The organism is Bradyrhizobium sp. dw_411 (genome assembly GCF_018449695.1).
GTDB lineage: Bacteria > Pseudomonadota > Alphaproteobacteria > Rhizobiales > Xanthobacteraceae > Bradyrhizobium.
In genome coordinates this window covers 119,991-137,610 of record NZ_JAAVUY010000019.1, presented here as the reverse complement: position 1 = coordinate 137,610, position 17,620 = coordinate 119,991, and the positions used below count along the sequence as shown (strand labels likewise).

The following is a 17,620-nucleotide window of genomic DNA, read 5'->3' as shown; positions in this document are numbered from 1 at the left end:
GCGCGCTCCTCAGGATGAGGGTCTGAGCCAAGACAAGTTCTCGGACCCTCATGGTAAGGAGCGCGTCTTCGCGCGTCTCGAACCATGAGATCGCCGGGCGTCGTGCTATGGTTTGAGCAAACCGGAAAGTGTCTCAGCACACAGCGCCGCCAGCTCCGTCCGCACCCGATCCAGCACCTCGGCATAGTCGCGCGCCGCGCTCTGCCGGAACAGCCGCACGGTCGGATACCAGGGGCTGTCATCGCGATCCAGCAGCCAGCGGTAGTCCGGCGTGTAGGGCAGCAGGATCCAGGTCGGGCAGCCCAGCGCGCCGGCGAGATGGGCGACGCTGGTGTCAACGGTGATGACCAGATCGAGGCAAGCGATCAGCGCCGCGGTCTCGCTGAAATCGGTCAGCTCGGCAGTGAGATCGATGATGCCGCTCTGCGCGAGGAATGCCTTGTCCTCGGGTTTCGGATCTTTCTGCAGGCTGACGAACGTCGCATCGACATCGAGAATGCGGGACATCAGCCGCAGGGATGTCGACCGGTTGACATCGTTCCTGTGGCTCGGATTTCCAGACCACACCAAGCCGACCCGCGGCCTGTCGTGAGGTCCAAGGGCCTTTCTAAGAAGCCGCGCTTCACGAACAAGCCGCGCTTCCCAAAATTGTACGCGGCCCTCTGCCGGAGGGGGCAGGTAGGACGTCGCCGACGGAATGCTATCGAGGCGCGTGCCGAACACCAGCGGCAGGCTTCCGATCGGGCAGTGCATGTCGAATGCGGGCAGCGGATCGTTCGGGAACGAAAGACATTGCTCGACGCCCTGCAGGCCAGACATCAGGGCATGCAGATGGCGCTCGACAACCAGAACGATGCGGGCGCCACGCTCGGCGAGCATGGGCACATAGCGCACGAACTGGATGGTATCGCCGGCCCCTTCGTCGACATGGACGAGAATGGTCTTGCCTTCGATCGGCTCCTGGCCAAGCCACATCGGCTGGCTGAATTTCGGGTAAGGCGGCGGATCGGATTTTCTCCAACGCGACTCGCGCCCCGCCCAGCCGGCCTCGAAATTGCCGGTCAGCATCTGCAGCAGGGCCAGATTCCAGTCCGTGGTGGCGTCATTGAGCTGCAGGGCACGGATCTGATCATGGAGCGCGAACGCCTCGTCGAAGCGCTGTAGCTGGCTCAGCATCAAACCCTTGTTGTTCAGGATTTCTGTCGTGTTCGGCAGGCGGTCGAGTGCGCTGTCGAACCATGACAGGGCTTCTTCTTCCCGGCCCAGCGACTGCAGGCAGGCGCCGATATTATTGCAGGTGTCGGCATTGCCGGGATCGAGCGTGTGCGCTCGCCGGTTCTCGGCCAGCGCTTCTTCGAGCCGTTTCAGGCTGAACAGCGTACGCGCGCGCGCCTGCAGGGTCGGGGCATGGTTCGGCAGCAGCGCGTCGCACAGATCGAGGTGGGCGATGGACTCGTCGAACCGCCCGATGTGCTGAAGGAGTACGCCGCTTTTATAGGCCGCATCCTGATGCCGCGGATCGAGCTTGAGGACATGCGCAAAGCTCAACAGCGCGTGGTCGAGGCGTTGCAGCTCGAGCAGGATATTGCCGAGGCGGTGCCATAATCCGGCATCCTCGGGCTTGAGCTGGATCGCCTTGTCATAGGCCTTGAGCGCGTCCTCGTGCCGTCCCTGCCGGTGCAGCGTGGCGCCAAGGCTCGCCAGATAGTCGGGCTTGGGATCTTGCCGGATGGCGCGGGTGATCGACTCCACCGCCTGATCATATTGCCCGGCTTGGAGGAACTGCACGCCCGTGCGGTGCAGGCTGTCCGCGTCATCAGCGCCGAGATCAGGCGCCTGCCGGCGAGAGGTTGGGGCATCTGGATTTCGTTCCGCGCACAGCGCCGCCAACTCCGCGCTCACCCGATCCAGCACCTCGGCATAGTCCCGCGCTGCGCTCTGCCGGAACAGCCGCACGGTCGGATACCAGGGGCTGTCGTCGCGATCGAGCAGCCAGCGATAATCCGGCGTGTAGGGCAGCAGAATCCAGGTCGGGCATCCCAGCGCGCCGGCGAGATGGGCGACACTGGTGTCGACGGTGATGACCAGATCGAGGCAAGCGATCAGCGCCGCGGTTTCGTTGAAGTCGGTGAGCCCGGCAGTGAGGTCGATGATATCGGCATATTCACGCAACGCGGTCTTGTCATCGGGCCGCGCGTCCTTTTGCAGGCTGACAAAGGTCGCATGAACATCGAAAAGGCGCGAAAAGGTTTGAAACGGCACCGATCGATTGTGATCGTTGCTGTGAATGGGATTGCCGGACCACACCAGTCCGACCCGCAATTTGCTGCGAGGGCCGAGGCGGTCCTCCCAGGCTTGCACGCGGCTTGGCGCGGGAGCCGGCAAATACGGTATGTCGGCTGGAATCGTATCCAGTCTCGTGACGAAAGCCAGCGGCAGGCTCGATGTCGCGCAATGCATGTCGAACGCCGGAAACTCCTTGTCCGATTTCCGAAAGCATTCCGAAACGCCCGGAAGGTCCGACAGCAAGGAATAGACCGCGTCGACCACCACCAGAATGACACGCGCGCCGCGCGCCGCCAGCATCGGCACATAGCGCGCGAACTGGATTGAATCTCCGATGCCTTCATCCGAGCAGATCAGGATGGTTTTGCCCGCGATATCTTCCGCGCCCAGCCACATCGGCTGCGGGAATCGGGGATAGTTGACCTGATGGGCTGTCCACCGCGCCTCGCGGCCGGCCCAGCCGGCCTCGAAATTGCCGGCCCGCATGTCGATCAGCGCCAGATCCCAGTCGGCCAGCGTGTAACCGGGATCGATTGTCTTCATGTAACGGTAGGTCGCGGCGGCTTCCTCGAACCGGTGAACCTGCTGCAGTGAAGAGGCCTTGTTGCACAACACGGTCATATAGTCCGGCTTGAACGCCAGCGCCTTGTCGAACCAGACCAGCGCCTCTTCGTCGCGGTGCAGCGCGTGCAGAATGGCGCCGATATTGTTGCAGGTGTCGGCTCGATCAGGATCGAGCTCGTAGGCCCGCAGGCTTTCGGCAAGGGCTTGTTCGAACCGTTTCAGCTTCTGCAACGCGATGGCGCGCATTTGCACGATGGGTGCGTGGTTTGGCTTCAGCATGTCGCTGAGCGTAAAATAGGTAAGCGCCTCGGTGTGCCGTCCGAGCTTGTCCAGGATGAACCCGCACCGGTAGGCCGCATCCCAGTGGCGCATGTTGAGCTTGAGTACGTGTTGAAAGGCCAACAGCGCCTCGTCCAGCCGGGCGAGATCGGACAGGACAGTGCCGAGATCGATCCACAGCGATGTATCTTCGGGCTTGAGCTGGACCGCCTTGTCTAGCGTCTTGAGGGCCTCCTCAAAACGTCCTTGTCTTTGCAGCGTGGTCCCGAGGCTTGAAAGATATTCCGGCCTGGGGTCTTGCCGGATGGCGCGGGCGATCCACTCCACCGCCTGATCGTATTGTCCGGCCTGCAGTAACTGCACGCCCGTGCGGTGCAGGCTGTCGGCGTCATCAGCGCCGGGATCAGGCGCCTGCCGGCGAGAGATTTGGGCATCTGGATTGCGTTCCGCGCACAGCGCCGCCAACTCCGTCCGCACTCGATCCAGCACCTCGGCATAATCCCGCGCCGCGCTCTGCCGGAACAGCCGCACGGTCGGATACCAAGGGCTGTCATCGCGATCCAGCAGCCAGCGATAGTCCGGCGTGTAGGGCAGCAGGATCCAGGTCGGGCAGCCCAGCGCGCCGGCGAGATGGGCGACGCTGGTATCAACGGTGATGACCAGATCGAGGCAAGCGATCAGCGCCGCGGTCTCGTTGAAGTCGGTAAGCTCGGAAGTGAGGTCGATGATGCCGGGACATTCACACAACGCGGCCTTGTCATCGGGCCGCGCGTCCTTTTGCAGGCTGACAAAGGTCGCATCGGCATCGAAGAGACGCGAAAAGATTTGAAACGGCACCGATCGATTGTGATCGTTGTTGTGAAGGGGATTGCCGGACCACACCAGCCCGACCCGCAATTTGCTGTGAGGGCCGAGGCGGTCCTCCCAGGCTTGCACGCGGCTTGGCGCGGGAGCGGGCAGATACGGTATGTCGGCTGGAATCGTATCCAGTCTCGTGGCGAAAGCGAGCGGCAGGCTCGACGTCGGGCAATGCATGTCGAACGCCGGAAACACCTTGTCCGATGTCCGAAAACTTTCCGAAACGCCGGGGAGTGCCGACAGCAGGGGATAGGCCGCGTCGTCCACCACCAGAATGACACGGGCGCCGCGCGCCGCCAGCATCGGCACATAACGCGCGAACTGGATTGAATCTCCGAGGCCCTCATCCGAGCAGATCAAAATGGTCTTGCCGGCGATATCTTCCGCACCCAGCCACATCGGCTGCGGGAATTTCGGGTAGCCGACCTTATGGGCCTTCCATCGCGCCTCGCGGCCGGCCCAGCCGGCCTCGAAATTGCCAGCCCGCATGTCGATCAGCGCCAGATCCCAGTCGGCCAGCGCGTGACCAGGATTGATCGTCTTTATCTGGCGATAGATCGCTGCGGCTTCATCGAACCGGTGAAACTGTTGAAGCGAATTGGCCTTGTTGGTCAGGGCGGGCACATAGTCCGGCTGAAGCGCCAGCGCCTTGTCGAACCACACCAGCGCCTCTTCGTCCCGGCGGAACGATTGCATGATGGCGCCGATATTGTTGCAGGTGTCGGCGCGGCCGGGATCGAGCTCGTAGGCCCGCAGGCTTTCGGGGAGGGCTTGCTCGAACCGTTTCATCTTCTGCAGAACCAGGGCCCGCATTTGCACCACGGGAGCCTGGTTCGGTTTCAGCGCGTCGCTGAGAGTAAAATAGGTTAGCGCTTCGGCATACCGTCCGAGCTTTTCCAGGATGAACCCGCACCGGTAGGCCGCATCCCAGTGGCGCAGGTCGAGCTTGAGCACATGTTGAAAGGCCAGCAGCGCGTCGTCCAGCCGGGCGAGATCGGACAGCACATTGCCGAGATTGATCCACAGCGATGTATCTTTGGGCTTGAGCTGGACCGCCTTGTCGTACGCCTTGAGGGCCTCCTCAAAACGCTCTTGCTGCCGCAGTATCCCCCCGAGGCTTGAAAGATATTCCGCCTTGGGGTCTTGCTGGATCGCGCGGGCGATCCACTCCACCGCGAGATCGTGGTTTTCGGCCTGGCGCGACAACAACCCCATCAGATGCAGGCTGTCGGCGTGATCGGGGGCGGCTGCGAGCGCCTGCTGGCAACAGATTTGCGCGTCGAGATATCGTCCCGCGCGCAGATGGCCAAAGCCGGTTTTGCATGCCGCCGATGCGCTGGCGGGCGGCCCGTTTGAGCTGGCCTTTGCATTGGCCTTTGCGTTGGCCTTAGGTGGCGGGGCGGCGGCCCGGCGATTGCGGCGGTTCATCAGCGCATTTCACAGGGGACAACTGATCCTGCACTAGATGATTCGTCATTATCCGCCAAACCGGTTTGAGGATGCGCATCCCGGCGTGAATCATGCGGGCACGCTGCCTATTGCGATTTACCCCAAATGATTTGCGGCCTGCGGAAACCCATCGCCATCCAGGCGGCGACCAGTTTCAACATCGACTTGCCGGAGTGAGTCTCGTAACTCGGCACGTCCTTGGGCAGTTCGACGCCGGCGCGGCGCTCTTTGGTCATGATCCGCACTTCAAGCGGCGGGCCGCCTGCCGGGAATCGGTTTCGATACATCGACAACCAATGACCTTTGGTGAAGTCGAGGAACATTGCGCAATTGCAGCAGGTGGCGACGACCCGCCGGGTCGGGGAGTCAGGCTTGAGCCTGATCTCCCGCAGATACTGTTGCCCCGCGGCGCATTGTACCCGATCCTTTCGAAACAGGTTCATGCCTGTTCCACCATCGGCATCGAGCACCTCAGGCGCGGATGGCAATTGTTCGATTTGGCGGCCGGCTTGCTGGCAACTGGTGCAATAGCAGACAGCCGTCAGGATCGGCTGCCCGGCCGTCTCGAATTTCACCTGGCCGCATTGGCAGGTCGCGGAAAGAGGTTGCTGATTCATGACGGCTTCCCGTTTACGGGTCGCAGGCCAGTCTGGCGGCAATTTCCGGCATCCGCAACGGTCGGCAATCTAGGCCGGTTTGCTGACAATCAGATAGGCCGCGACGAGGGCCGAGAGCGAGACCGCGCAGGCGCCGGCCAGATAGACCGCGTTGAGGCCGGCGACGCCGGCGATCGCGCCGGCCGTGGGGCCGGTCAGGCCGATCCCGATATCGAAGAAGGCCACGAAAGCCCCCATCGCGGCGCCGCGCGATTGCGGCGGCGCGCGCCGCACCGCCTCGACGCCGAAGCCGGGGAAGGCCAGCGAATAGCCAAAGCCGGTGAGCGCCGCGCCCGCATAGGCGATCATGGCGCTGCCGGCCTGCCAGATCAGCAACAGGCCTGCGACCTCGACCAGCACGCACACCAGCGCGACCTTGGCGCCGCCCTGATCGGGCAGATGGGAGAAAAAGATTCGCGCCAGGACGAACGCCACGCCGAACGCGGTGAAGGCCAGCGATGCGCTGCCCCAGTTCCTGCCGGCGAACAACAGCGCGATAAAGGTGGAGATGACGCCGAGGCCGACGCAGCTCAGGCCCATGCCCAGTCCCGGCACCCACACGGTGCCGAGCACCTTGTAGAACGGCACGCGATGCGACGGCTTCACCACGTTTGGCGCAACAGGGACGATGAAACCCAGCGCCAGCAGCGGGATGATGATGGTGGCAAACGCAATGCCGATAAAATCGTAACGGCCATAGACAAAGGTGCCGAGCGGGGCGCCGGCCGCAAAGGCGCCGTACACTGCCGCGCCGACCCACGCCATCACCTTGCCGGAATTGCGCGCGCCGACAAGCGCGATGCCCCAACTGAGCGCGCCGGTCATCACAAGACTTTCACCGCAACCGAGCAGGAGGCGGCCGAGCATCAGTACGCCGAGCGAGACGACCGGCGTGCCGATGAAAGCCAGGGATGCCAGATAGGCGACACCGGCAGCCGATGCGGACATAAAGCCCATCACCATCGCGCGCTTGGAGCCGCGCGTATCCGCCAATCCGCCGGCCCATGCCCGCGACAGCAGCGCTGCGGCGAACTGGAAGCCGATCGCGAAGCCGACGACCACCGGGCTCATGTCGAGCGTGTAATGCAGATGCAGCGGCAGCACCGGCATCGAGATGCCCATGGTAAGGAATCCCACAAGCATTGCCGCCGAAATGGGCAGCATCTTGAGGAACACATTTTCCACGGTGGGAGAGTCGGGTACGGGCGAGGAAGCGTAGGTCATCTATTGCGCAGGTCCGTACCACAGCCGTTCGGGATTTGGATCAGCGTACAGCGCGTAGCTGATCTGCCCGTTGTTTTCACGATACCGTTAAGGCGTCGGGTTTAGCTGCGTTCGATCGCGACGGCAGCCGCATCGAGTGCCGCGGCGATATCGCGGATCTGCTGCTCGGTGAGGGGACCGCGGGCCTCGCGCAGCCGAAGCGCCATCTTCAGGTTGACCCGGGCGCGCAGGATCTCCGGCGCGGGACCGCCGCCATGCGCCGATTTTACCGATTGCATGTGCGCCATGGCCTGATCGACGGCCGACTTGTTGGCTTCGATGTAGGCGGTGCCTTCGGTGGTAATCGTGTAGAGCTTCTTGCCTTCGCTTTCCGCGACGGTGGCATGGCCGAGCTCTTCGAGCATGGTCAGGGTCGGATAGATCACGCCGGGGCTTGGGCTATAGGTGCCGGCGACGCGGTCCTCGATCTCCTTGATGATCTCGTAGCCATGACGCGGACGCTCGGCGATCAGTGCGAGCACCACCAGGCGCAATTCGCCATGATCGAACATCCGGCCAGAGCGCCCGCGCCGGTGACGGCCGCGGCCATCTTCATGGGAGTGCCTGCCGTCGCCGTCGTCATGGGAACGGTGTCCGAAATGCCAGCCATGGCGGCGGCCGCGGTGTTCATGATCCCGGTCGTGGTCTTGGTGTGAGTGGTCTCGATGTCGAAAGAAGTGCATGTTTGTTTTCCTTAGATGCAGTTTAGATATATCGAATAACAAGATATATCTAAATTACATCTGAATGGGATTCAAGAGGGAAAGGCTGGAAATCGTCCGAAGTAGTATTTCCTTTAATTACAGACACTTACTTTTCTAGCGAGGCCGGATGCGGAGAATAGAGGGTCTAATCTCCGCATCATCTGCGGGGATTAGACCGGCTCATCCGGGTTGGCGGCTGCGATCTGCCTCGCGATATCTGGACCGATCGATCCATCTATCGCCAGACCCCATGCCTCGTCCCGCGGACGTCCTCGAAGCTTCGACACGGGGTTCGCGATCGGACGCGCGATGGATGTGTTCTGGTTGCGTGGCTATCACGCCACGAAAATGGCCGGCCACGATTCGGAAGTTGATCGTCGCATCGCTTTGGTTCTGGCTGATCGGGCGTTGCTCGACGGCCCGCGTCGCTCCTTCGGCTTGCCGCTGCCGGTGTTCGCCTTGATATCGAGCGTGTTGTTCCCTGGCGATCGCGTGACTCTGAAGTTGATTATCGGTGGACTGCTCGCAATCTCCGGCGTCGCCACTACACAGGTCAGACCGAGCACCCGATCCATCTGAACCTGGAAGTCGCGTCGCTGCGTCACCGCGTCCGTTCACGCCTCGGCGGCGTTGCTGTAAGGTTGTGTCCGATCAACGGCGGAATGACGCATGCGACGGCGCGAGTTTTTGGCGGGAATCGGTGGAATTGCGGCATCGTCGATCGCCGCTCGCGCGCAGCAGCCAACGAGATTGCCTATCGTTGGGTTTATGGGTGCAGCAACACCTTCGGCCTGGACTCCATGGACAACGGCGTTTGTCCGGCGCCTCGACGAACTTGGTTGGGTCGATGGCAAGACCGTCAGGATTGAGTACCGCTGGGCTGCGGGAAGCGAAGAACGTTACGCCGAGATAGGCGCCGAGCTGGTCAATCTTGATGCAAAGGTTCTCGTCACGGTGGGCGGCGACGCAGCCAGGAAGGCCACTTCCAAAACCCCTGTTGTGGTTGCCTTGATGTCGGACCCGGTAGGCACGGGTCTGGTATCCAGTCTGGCACGACCAGGTGGCAACATTACCGGCATGTCCATTCAATCGACGGACCTTGCTGGCAAGCGAATTGAACTTTTAAAGGAAGCCATTCCTGCGATCCGGAATTTGGGGATCCTGGCCTATGTCGATTACGCCGGAACGATGCTGGACGTCGGTGCGATCCATGCCGCCAGCAAGAGCTTTGGCCTGGAGGTTGTGACTGTTCCGATTCACCGTGCAAGCGACATCGAGCCCGCGTTGGCGTCGCTCGATCCGCAAACGCAAGCCATTTATGTTCCGCCAAATCTGCTCGTGAATACCAACCGCGTTCTCATCAACGAACTTGCCCAGCGCAAGCGCCTGCCAACCATGTATGGCTTTCGAGAGTATGTCGATAGCGGTGGGCTGACGTCTTACGGGCCCAATACGCCGTATTTATTCCGGCGTGCGGCAGACTACGTCGACAAAATCCTGCGGGGGGCGAAACCCAACGATCTACCTGTCGAGCAGCCGACTAAATTCGATCTGATCGTCAACCTCAAGGTCGCCAAGCTTATCGGCCTCGAGCTTTCTCCGTCATTCCTGGCCCGCGCGGACGGCGTGATCGAATGAAGAAGGGACTGGCCGCTTGCCCGCGAACGGCACCAGCAGCAGGCCGATCAGCGCCACGCATGCGATCAGCATCCAGGCTTCGTTGACGGAGAGCGCAAACGCTGCCTTCTCGACCATCGGGCGCAGATAGGCCTCGACCACGGCGTCGGTCGCATTGGGCGGGCGATGGGTGAACAATTGCACATCGAGGCCGATCGCCTGCGCCGCCGTGACGTCGCCCGCGATCAGCCGGTCGCGCAGCGCGTCGGCATGTCCGCCGGTGCGGCCGTAAATAATGGTGTCGATCACAGCGATGCCGATCGCGCCGCCCAAATTTCTCATCAGGTTGAACAGCCCGCTGGCATCCGGCACTTGAATGGCGGTCAACGTGCCCAGCGCCAGCCGGGTCGGCGGCAATAGACAAAACATGATGGCGATCCCGCGCACGACCTGCGGCCAGAACATCTCGTCGAAATCGGCGGTGCGGCTCTGGAACGCGCTCATGCCGAGGCCGAGCGCGAACAGCGCAAAGCCTGCCGCCGAGAGATAACGCGGATCAGTGCGGCTCTCCATCCAGCCCGCGAGCGGCGCGGTGATCAGTTGTGCGACGCCTGTCACCAGCATGATGGTGCCGATCTCGAAGGCGTTGTGCTGGCGGACATAGGCGAGAAACACCGGCATCAGATAGACCGAACCGAACAATCCGACGCCAAGGCAGAAACTCAACGCGCAGCCGACTGCAAAAGCAGGCGCGCGCAGCGTCGTCAGATCGACCACGGGGTGGGGCGCCCTCACGCTTCGCAGCGTGAACGCTGTTGCGGCGGCGGCGCTCGCGACGAACAGCACGAGGCAGATCGGCGACAGCCAGCCTTCCTGGGGGGCCTTTTTCAGCCCGATCTCGAGGCCGGCCAGCGCGATCGCCATCAGCGCCAGCGCTATCAGGTCGAGCGTGACCCAATCCGACAAGCGCGGCTTATCGCGCGGCAACAGGAACGGCGTTGCAGCGGCTGCGATTACACCCGGCGCGACATTGATCAGAAACAGCCAGTGCCACGACCAGGTCTCGGTGATCCAGCCGCCGACGACAGGGCCTATCGTGGGCGCGAGCACCGCCATGATGCCGGCCAGCGTGGTCGCGACCGGATGCAGCCGCAGCGGAAACAGCAGAAACACGGCGGAGAATACCGCGGGGATCAGCGTGCCGCCGGCAAAGCCTTGCAACACGCGAAAGGAGATCAGCACGGCAAAATTATCGCTGAAGGCGCAGCCGATCGAGGCCAGTGTAAAGAGACCGATTGCGATCACGAATAGCCAGCGCAGGGTCAGCACCCGCGTCAGCAGGCCGGTCAGCGGGATCGCGGTGATCTCGGCGATCAAGTAGGCGGTCTGGATCCAGCTCATCGCATCGCGCGAGATGTCGAGCGCATTTTGAATAGATGGCAGCGAGGTCGCGACCACCTGGATGTCGAGGATCGCCATGAACATGCCGAGGCACATCAGGATGAATCCGAGCCAGGTCGCGACACTGGCCTCGCCGGGTTCGGTATGAGGATTTGCGCATGGCTCTTTAGATGGCTCGGTGGCGACGATCGCGCTCACAGCGCGGGCCGTGCAACGAGTTCGCGCGAGGCGGCCAGCGCGCGGTTTTCGGCGCGGATGCGGATCGTCAGAATGCCGGCGTTGAGAATCGTGAAGATCGCCGCGATCCCGGGCAGTCCCAGCACCAGCGGCAGCATGGCGATCTCGCCGATCACCACAGCATAATTGGGATGCGACAGAAAGCGATAGGGTCCCGCCACCACCAGTGGCGCCGCGGGCAGCACGATAATCCGCGTGGTCCAGCGCGCGCCGAGCGTGCGCATCACCCAGACACGCAGGCCTTGCAGCAGCAGATAAAATATCAGCGCGACGACATTGACCGGCTGCTGACGGCCGAACACCCATAGCGCGATCAGCCATGCCGTGTGCACCGCGACCATCAGCGGATAGTGCCCCCCGGCGACCTCAACGGCGCCGCGGGCCTTGAGTCTTCGCGTATGGGTGTGCGAGAGAACGAGTTCTGCAACACGCTGCAGCGTGACCAGGCCGAGGATGAATTCCGCCGCGCTCACGCGGCGTGCCGCAGCGAAACGCAGCTCGCGGTAAAGCCGGGCCCGAGCGCGGTCAGCAGCGAGCGGGCCGGCAAGCCCCTGACTCGCGTGCGTTCGAGGACGAACAATACGGTAGGCGAGGACATGTTGCCGAACTCGGCGATCACGTCGCGTTCGTGTTCGAGCGTGCCTTGATCCAGCGCCAGCGTGGTCTCCAGCGCCTGGATTACTTTGGCGCCGCCGGGGTGGCAGATGAACCGGTCGATATCGTCTGGTGTCAACTGCATGCGTCCGAGAATCTGCGTCAGCGCGGGCTTGAGATGTTGCGTGACGAATTCGGGGATGGTCCGGCGCATGATCACGCCGAAGCCTTGCGGGTCGACGCTCCAGCCCATGATGCCCTGCGTATCGGGCCACAGATGTTCGCCGCTGTGTTCGATCCGCGTCGCGCCACCGTCGCCCGCGCGCAGGATAGCCGCTGCGGCACCGTCGCCGAACAGACTGACCGCAATGATGTTGGCCTTGGTCAATTCATCATGACGCAGCGCGAGGGAACACAGCTCGATCGCGACCATCAGCACATTGCTGCCGGGCCGCGCCTGCGCCAGCCGTGAAGCAATCGACAGGCCGGAGGCGCCGCCGGCGCAGCCGAGCCCGAACACCGGCACGCGCATTACATCCGAGCGAAAACCGATGCGGCGGGCGACGCGCGCGTCGAGGCTGGGCGTCGCGATGCCGGTCGAGCAAACCGTTACGACCGTGTCGATATCGCTGGCGGCAAGGCCGGCATCCGCCAGCGCCTTGTTGGCGACCTCGACATACAGCGCCTCGGCGCCTTCGAGAAACGCCGCGGTGCGCTCCGGCCAGCCGCGCGGTTCGAGATACCATTCGAACGGCTTGACGCCGTGACGCTTGACGATTCCGGTATTGGCGAAAATGCCGGCGAAGCGGTCATAGTCCGGAAAACGGCTGCCGAACACATCCCATGCCGCCGTCAGCACGTCCTTTTGCAAAAAGGTGTGCGGAGGGACCGATGTCGCCAGTGAGACCAGGGCAGCCGTGTGCATTACGAAAATCTTTCGTGGGGGGTGATATGATGGGAACATCGGCGAGCCGCGTTTATTTCGCGGTGCCGGAAAATTGGTGGCCGAACGGGTCACACTAACGTGAAATTTCGCAACAATGCGAAACGCACCGCCAAAATCAAATGCGTTGCCGGCGACAACATGGCGACATTGAGTGCATCGGATGAACAAACAATCTTTCAGACGCGCTCCTCACCATGAGGGTCTAGCAAGACTCCGTCCTGAGAGACCGTGAAGCTGGCTCCCGTCTCATCCCCGGCGTGGTCACGCAAAAAAGGCCCCGCTTCGCGCGGGGCCCTTTGAGCGGCACATTCGCGTTGTTTGTTTGCTATTTTTCGCCGTCGTCGGCGGGCGCTGCGCTGCCTTTTTTTGAACCGGAGCTCATGCCGGTGGTGGTGCCTGACTTTGCCTTGCTGGTTTTCGTCTTGTCCGACTTCATATTGCCAGACTTCATGTTGGGGCCGCCCGGTCCGGCGCTGCCTTCGCTCGACGCGCCGGCAGCCGGCTGCGTCTGTGCCGACGCGATCGCTGTCGCTCCGAACAACGACGCGATCATGAGGGCCGAAATAGCAAGCTTGGATCGCATGAGAAATCTCCTGCTCTGGATGTGTGATGCGGGCGTAGAACTTGCGATGCGGATTTGCGTTCCCGGATCGGCCGCGGAATTTTTTTCCGGGATTGCCGTGATTTTGGCGATATCCTGGCGATATCGTCCGCGCGCGCGAGGCTGTTCATGAATCCGACTGTTGGGCGGATGAATGTTTCGCATCGATGGATGGCATGCACATCACGTGATGGATTACAGCCGCGCGTCCAGTTTCACCGGATGAAACTTTTTTTCATCCCGCGACAAACGGCGTTGCGGTTTACCTTGCCGTGGGGGTTGTTTCTTGGCATACTTTCAACTTGGTCGACCCGGTAAAGGCGCGAGATGAAAAATCGCTCATTTATATCGGATCTGAGAGAGCAGCTCGGATCTCCATCCAATGAAACGGTCGAAGGCCTGCGGTTGCTCCGCGCCTTCGTCAGGCTTTCATCCCGGCAACGCGCTGAAGTGATCGAACTGGTCGAGCGTTTCGCGAGCGACCCGCCGCCTTTTCCCGGTGGCGTCAACGGACGGCCCGATCCGCGCTGAAGCGAACGGCATGTATGCAAGTTTGTTGTAAGTTTCGTGTAAGTTTTTTTGCAGGCGATGTTCTGCGAGCGAACGAAGTGAGGCCGCCCGGAGAGGCGGCCTCTTTGTTTCAATATCTCGCGTTGTTCATAATGCGGCGCTTTAAATACCCTGCGCCTGCAGGATTATGCTGCCAGCGGTCTTAGTGCTCCCACCAGAACCAGTCGGCATGCGCCCGGCGCCAATCAGCGTGACGCTGCTGGTTTTGACCGATCAGCATCCCGAAACGGACGCAGGCCTTGCGGTCGCCCTTGTCGCAGAGCTGATGGAAGCCGAGGATCTCCGCCTCCACCGCCGCGTTTTGAGCCCGGGCGGGTGTCGTGCCGATCGCCGCCATTCCCGAAATCCCGACCACGACCGCCATGGCGGTCATCAATGGCTTTAAAGTCATTGCTTCTCCTGTTTCAAACCAGCCCCAAGGCGAGGCTGCGGCGAAGCTAGAGCGCTAAAGCTGAATGCAATCTGAACTTGAGTGACCGGTTGCGGCGTGGTCCGATCACGGCTGGCTCGCGCGCGGACGACCTCGCTCGGGCACAAAGGCAAGCCTTAAGTTGGAGGCGGTCCGGTTCGCCACCGTGTCAAAAATGTGGTAATCCCGGCAAAACAGGAGGACGGCGCCCATGATTGAACCGAAACTGGAAGTCCCGACCGAGCTGCGTGATCTGGCTGAAAAAACCATCGACCAGGCCGAAAAGGCATTCGGGATGTTCTTCGACGCCGCCAACAAGTCGGTGACATCGATACCGAGCCCGGGAACGGAGATTTCCAAACAGGCGCTGTCGTTCACCGAACAGAATTTGAAGGCCGCCTTCGAGCACGCGCGCAAACTGGTGCACGCCACCGATCTGCAGCAGGCGATGCAGATCCAGTCGGAATTCCTCCGCAGCCAGTTCACCAATGCCGGCGAGCATATGCGCCAGATCTCCAGCGGGGTGATGAATGCCGCCAGGGATACAACCAAGATCAAGCTCTGACACCTGCGGTTCGCGGGCGAGACGAAAACCAGCATCGGGGTTGGTTCCCCGAAGTCTTTTATTTAAACAGTTGCTTGCCCAACAAATAATCTTGCGCGGATGCGTGCGCGGGCTTTCAATTGTGATGCAGGTCCTTGACGGGCCACCGGGCTTCGCCGCCCGCCGTCTGTCATCTTTCTTGCTGATCCCTGTCGGCATCGCCGGCAGGGATTTGCAGTTTAGGGGATATCGGCATCGTCATTGCCGGGCGTAGCCGTCCGAAGGACGGCGTCGTTTCCGCTCGCCTATGCCCGGCAATCCATCCCTTCAAAAAATTTCTTGCGAAGTTTGTAGGGTGGGCAAAGGCGCGTTGGCGCCGTGCCCACCGTTCGTTCCGTGCAGCAAGATGGTGGGCACGCTGTCGCTTTGCCCACCCTACGCAACTTTGCCGGGACGACGGCCTGAGCTTGTCAGCCCCTCACAAACAGGCGCCGTCATTATTGGCCGAGCCGGCGTTGCCGCACGGCACGCGTTTTATCATCTGTTGAATTCGCTTCTTGGCCTCCGCCTGCGCCAGCAGGTCGAACACGCCCTTCGGTTTCAATTCGGTGGAGCGGCGGAAATCCGAGGTCGCGTGGGGGACATCGCCCTGCTGTTCATGGATTTTGCCGCGCGCGAAATAGCCCTCGACGGTTTCCTGCTTGTCGAGCGCGAGGTTGAGATCGGTCAGCGCCGGGCCATAGTCGCGCAGCGATGACCGGACCTCGCCGCGCAACGTCAGGGCTTCGGGGTTTTCCGGCATGAAGGTCAAAACGTAATTGAGATCGGTCATCGCGTCGGTGGTGTCGTTTTTCCCGATATAGGCCCGCGCACGAAGCACGCGCGCCGCATGATCGTCGGCCAGCCGCGGGATCACCTGATTGAAGGCGAGAATCGCGCGGTCGAATTGGCTTGTCGTCAGCATCGCGACGCCGCGCCCGAGCAGCGCCATCAGATTGTTGGGGTTGCGCTCCAGCGCGCGGTCGATGTTCGGCAGGCCCTCGGCGGCATTGCCTTTGATCAGCAGCGCCAGTCCCCGTGCGGCCCTTGCATCGTCGTTGTTCGGGTTCAGCGTCACCGCCTGGTCGAAATCCAGCAGCGCCTTGTCGGTCTGCGCCAGCGCCAGATATGAGACGCCGCGCTGAAACAGCACGTTGGCGTCCTTGGGATTGAGCAGGACAGAGCGATCGAAATCGGCGAGGGCGTCGGCCGGCTTGCCTTGCTGACGCTTCAACATTGCGCGTCCGTAATAGGCAAAGGCGTTTTTGGGGTCCATCGCGATCGCGCGCTCGAAATCGCTGGTCGCCTCATTGGTCTGCTTCAAGGCCATCAGCGTCAGGCCGCGGCCCACCAGCAGCGGCACGTCGGCAGGATGCAGGTTGACGAGTTCCTTGATGTCGCCAAGCGCATCGGCGGGCTTGCCCGTTCCGGTATACGCCAGATAACGCATCCGCAACGCAGCCTCGTTATGCGGGTCGGCTGCGAGCGCCTGAACCAGCAGCGGCAGCGCCTCGGCATATCGGCGCTGGTCGATCAGAAGCTTGGCCTGGTCGGTCAGCGCTTTTGCCGGGGAGGCCGCAGTCGCGCCGGCTTGCGGCATCACGGGCGCGGCTGCGACCGGCGGGATCGCGGCCGGCGCGGTTGCCGGCGGCTTGTCGTGGATGCGCGCCATCTCGGCCTGCAACGCCAGTGTCGATTGCCGCAATTGCTGGGCGTTCTTGTCGTCGGGCATGATCGACAGCACCTTGTCGAAATCGGCAATCGCCCGCGCATAGTCGCCCTTGGCGCTATAGAGCTGACCGCGTGCCAGATAGGCCCCGGTATCGTTCGGCGGGGCCTGCGATGCAGCGCGGCTGAAATCCTCGATGGCGCGATCGATATCGCCCCTGCGGCGATAGATCTGGCCGCGCCAGTAATACGCATAGGGCGAGTTGATGGCACTGGCGATCGCGGCATCGAGATCGGCCTGCGCTTTGTCGGTTTGACCGGTCTCGAGGTAAACCCGGCCGCGTCCGACCAGCGCCGGCGACAGGTCCGGGCGCAGCGTCAGCGCCTGGTCGAAATCCTTCTGCGCCTCGGTCCAGTTTCGTTGCAGCAGCCGCAGATTGCCGCGCGACAGATAGGGCCCCAGATTCTTCGGGTCGATCTCGGCCGCGCGATCGAAATCCGCCAGTGCCGCATCAAGATTGTTCTTGCGCTGGTAGGCATATCCGCGAATGAGCAGAGCGGGAACGGACTGGGCGTTCAGTTGCAGCGCCGCCGCGGCGTCCGCCAGTGCGGCATCGAATTTCGCACGGTTGGAATAGAGCCGCGCCCGGTTGGTCAGGGCTTTGAGGCCGTCCTCTGGCGTTCGCTCGGGATTGTTGATGATGGCGGTGCAGCCGGCCTCGATCTTGTCCGCCGCGCTGCTGTTGCAATCATCGAGATCGCCGGCCTGCGCGCGCGGCGACAGGCACGCAGTCAGCGCGATCAGGATGGCCGCGCCAAAAAACCGGTAGTGAGACGGTTGAGCAGACTTGCCACCAGATTTGCAGCGAGATTGGGCGCCGCCTCGATCCCGATTGGCCTCGGATATTTTCTTCATTTTTTGATGCCCATTCCGC

At 62.2% G+C, this 17,620-nt stretch carries 14 protein-coding genes and 1 pseudogene; 5 read left to right on the top strand and 10 right to left on the bottom strand.

Annotated elements, in window-relative coordinates; genetic code table 11:
- Nucleotides 1-105 precede the first annotated feature (105 nt).
- The 4 genes from HB676_RS33945 to HB676_RS27560 all read right to left on the bottom strand — a co-directional run bounded on the left by HB676_RS33945 (nt 106) and on the right by HB676_RS27560 (nt 7,867).
- Nucleotides 106-5,415: a tetratricopeptide repeat protein gene (locus HB676_RS33945; RefSeq protein ID WP_249780499.1), complete on the bottom strand. Its 5,310-nt coding sequence runs from the start codon at nt 5,413-5,415 to the stop codon at nt 106-108.
- 107 nt (nt 5,416-5,522) lie between these two features.
- Nucleotides 5,523-6,053: a hypothetical protein gene (locus HB676_RS27570; protein WP_213741633.1), complete on the bottom strand. Its 531-nt coding sequence runs from the start codon at nt 6,051-6,053 to the stop codon at nt 5,523-5,525.
- Between the two features lie 69 nt (nt 6,054-6,122).
- Nucleotides 6,123-7,316 (bottom strand): arabinose transporter, encoded by a 1,194-nt coding sequence (locus tag HB676_RS27565; protein WP_213741632.1) that lies wholly within the window; start codon nt 7,314-7,316, stop codon nt 6,123-6,125.
- Between the two features lie 101 nt (nt 7,317-7,417).
- The gene (locus tag HB676_RS27560; protein WP_213741631.1) at nt 7,418-7,867 is read right to left on the bottom strand and encodes a PadR family transcriptional regulator; all 450 of its coding nucleotides are present in this window, start codon (nt 7,865-7,867) and stop codon (nt 7,418-7,420) included.
- On the opposite strand from HB676_RS27560, the gene HB676_RS27555 reads away from it, so the two are divergent.
- From HB676_RS27555 to HB676_RS27545, 3 genes and pseudogenes are all read left to right on the top strand, one after another.
- Nucleotides 7,856-8,011, top strand: a complete 156-nt coding sequence (locus tag HB676_RS27555) for a hypothetical protein (protein ID WP_213741630.1) — start codon at nt 7,856-7,858, stop codon at nt 8,009-8,011. The two genes, HB676_RS27560 and HB676_RS27555, sit on opposite strands and share 12 nt — an antisense overlap.
- Before the next feature lie 433 nt (nt 8,012-8,444).
- A pseudogene (locus HB676_RS27550) lies at nt 8,445-8,638 on the top strand (EamA family transporter); the annotation flags it as partial.
- Nucleotides 8,639-8,728: 90 nt separating this feature from the next.
- Nucleotides 8,729-9,697: an ABC transporter substrate-binding protein gene (locus tag HB676_RS27545; RefSeq protein ID WP_213741629.1), complete on the top strand. Its 969-nt coding sequence runs from the start codon at nt 8,729-8,731 to the stop codon at nt 9,695-9,697.
- On the opposite strand, the gene HB676_RS27540 is transcribed toward HB676_RS27545, so the two are convergent.
- The 4 genes from HB676_RS27540 to HB676_RS27525 form a co-directional block, all read right to left on the bottom strand.
- On the bottom strand, nt 9,662-11,173 hold the full coding sequence (locus HB676_RS27540) for a DHA2 family efflux MFS transporter permease subunit (protein ID WP_213741660.1): 1,512 nt from the start codon (nt 11,171-11,173) through the stop codon (nt 9,662-9,664). The two genes, HB676_RS27545 and HB676_RS27540, sit on opposite strands and share 36 nt — an antisense overlap.
- Nucleotides 11,174-11,271: 98 nt before the next feature.
- Nucleotides 11,272-11,787, bottom strand: coding sequence for an isoprenylcysteine carboxylmethyltransferase family protein (locus HB676_RS27535; RefSeq protein ID WP_213741628.1), 516 nt, complete (start codon nt 11,785-11,787; stop codon nt 11,272-11,274).
- A complete protein-coding gene (locus tag HB676_RS27530) occupies nt 11,784-12,833 on the bottom strand; it encodes a type III polyketide synthase (protein WP_249780498.1) in 1,050 nt (349 codons plus the stop codon). Before HB676_RS27530 ends, HB676_RS27535 begins: the two co-directional genes overlap by 4 nt.
- A 346-nt stretch (nt 12,834-13,179) precedes the next feature.
- Entirely contained in the window at nt 13,180-13,437 is a 258-nt protein-coding gene (locus HB676_RS27525; protein ID WP_213741626.1) for a hypothetical protein, read from the bottom strand.
- A gap of 345 nt (nt 13,438-13,782) precedes the next feature.
- Here HB676_RS27525 and HB676_RS33940 point away from each other — a divergent pair, with 345 nt between their 5' ends.
- A complete protein-coding gene (locus tag HB676_RS33940) occupies nt 13,783-13,986 on the top strand; it encodes a hypothetical protein (protein WP_249780497.1) in 204 nt (67 codons plus the stop codon).
- 181 nt (nt 13,987-14,167) lie between these two features.
- On the opposite strand, the gene HB676_RS27520 is transcribed toward HB676_RS33940, so the two are convergent.
- Entirely contained in the window at nt 14,168-14,416 is a 249-nt protein-coding gene (locus tag HB676_RS27520; RefSeq protein ID WP_213741625.1) for a hypothetical protein, read from the bottom strand.
- A gap of 229 nt (nt 14,417-14,645) precedes the next feature.
- Here HB676_RS27520 and HB676_RS27515 point away from each other — a divergent pair, with 229 nt between their 5' ends.
- Nucleotides 14,646-14,999, top strand: a complete 354-nt coding sequence (locus HB676_RS27515) for a phasin (RefSeq protein WP_213741624.1) — start codon at nt 14,646-14,648, stop codon at nt 14,997-14,999.
- A 457-nt stretch (nt 15,000-15,456) separates the two neighbouring features.
- On the opposite strand, the gene HB676_RS27510 is transcribed toward HB676_RS27515, so the two are convergent.
- Nucleotides 15,457-17,601 carry a tetratricopeptide repeat protein gene (locus HB676_RS27510; RefSeq protein WP_213741623.1) on the bottom strand — a complete coding sequence of 715 codons (2,145 nt, stop codon included), beginning with the start codon at nt 17,599-17,601 and terminating at the stop codon, nt 15,457-15,459.
- Nucleotides 17,602-17,620: the final 19 nt, after the last annotated feature.

Bases quoted from the DNA above. Each gene is read 5' to 3' on its own strand.
- HB676_RS33945 (WP_249780499.1), bottom strand. From the start codon at position 5,415: ATGAACCGCCGCAATCGCCGGGCCGCCGCCCCGCCACCTAAGGCCAAC.
- HB676_RS27570 (WP_213741633.1), bottom strand. From the start codon at position 6,053: ATGAATCAGCAACCTCTTTCCGCGACCTGCCAATGCGGCCAGGTGAAA.
- HB676_RS27565 (WP_213741632.1), bottom strand. From the start codon at position 7,316: ATGACCTACGCTTCCTCGCCCGTACCCGACTCTCCCACCGTGGAAAAT.
- HB676_RS27555 (WP_213741630.1), top strand. From the start codon at position 7,856: ATGATCGAACATCCGGCCAGAGCGCCCGCGCCGGTGACGGCCGCGGCC.
- HB676_RS27560 (WP_213741631.1), bottom strand. From the start codon at position 7,867: ATGTTCGATCATGGCGAATTGCGCCTGGTGGTGCTCGCACTGATCGCC.
- HB676_RS27545 (WP_213741629.1), top strand. From the start codon at position 8,729: ATGCGACGGCGCGAGTTTTTGGCGGGAATCGGTGGAATTGCGGCATCG.
- HB676_RS27540 (WP_213741660.1), bottom strand. From the start codon at position 11,173: ATGTGCCTCGGCATGTTCATGGCGATCCTCGACATCCAGGTGGTCGCG.
- HB676_RS27530 (WP_249780498.1), bottom strand. From the start codon at position 12,833: ATGCACACGGCTGCCCTGGTCTCACTGGCGACATCGGTCCCTCCGCAC.
- HB676_RS27525 (WP_213741626.1), bottom strand. From the start codon at position 13,437: ATGCGATCCAAGCTTGCTATTTCGGCCCTCATGATCGCGTCGTTGTTC.
- HB676_RS33940 (WP_249780497.1), top strand. From the start codon at position 13,783: ATGAAAAATCGCTCATTTATATCGGATCTGAGAGAGCAGCTCGGATCT.
- HB676_RS27520 (WP_213741625.1), bottom strand. From the start codon at position 14,416: ATGACTTTAAAGCCATTGATGACCGCCATGGCGGTCGTGGTCGGGATT.
- HB676_RS27515 (WP_213741624.1), top strand. From the start codon at position 14,646: ATGATTGAACCGAAACTGGAAGTCCCGACCGAGCTGCGTGATCTGGCT.
- HB676_RS27510 (WP_213741623.1), bottom strand. From the start codon at position 17,601: ATGAAGAAAATATCCGAGGCCAATCGGGATCGAGGCGGCGCCCAATCT.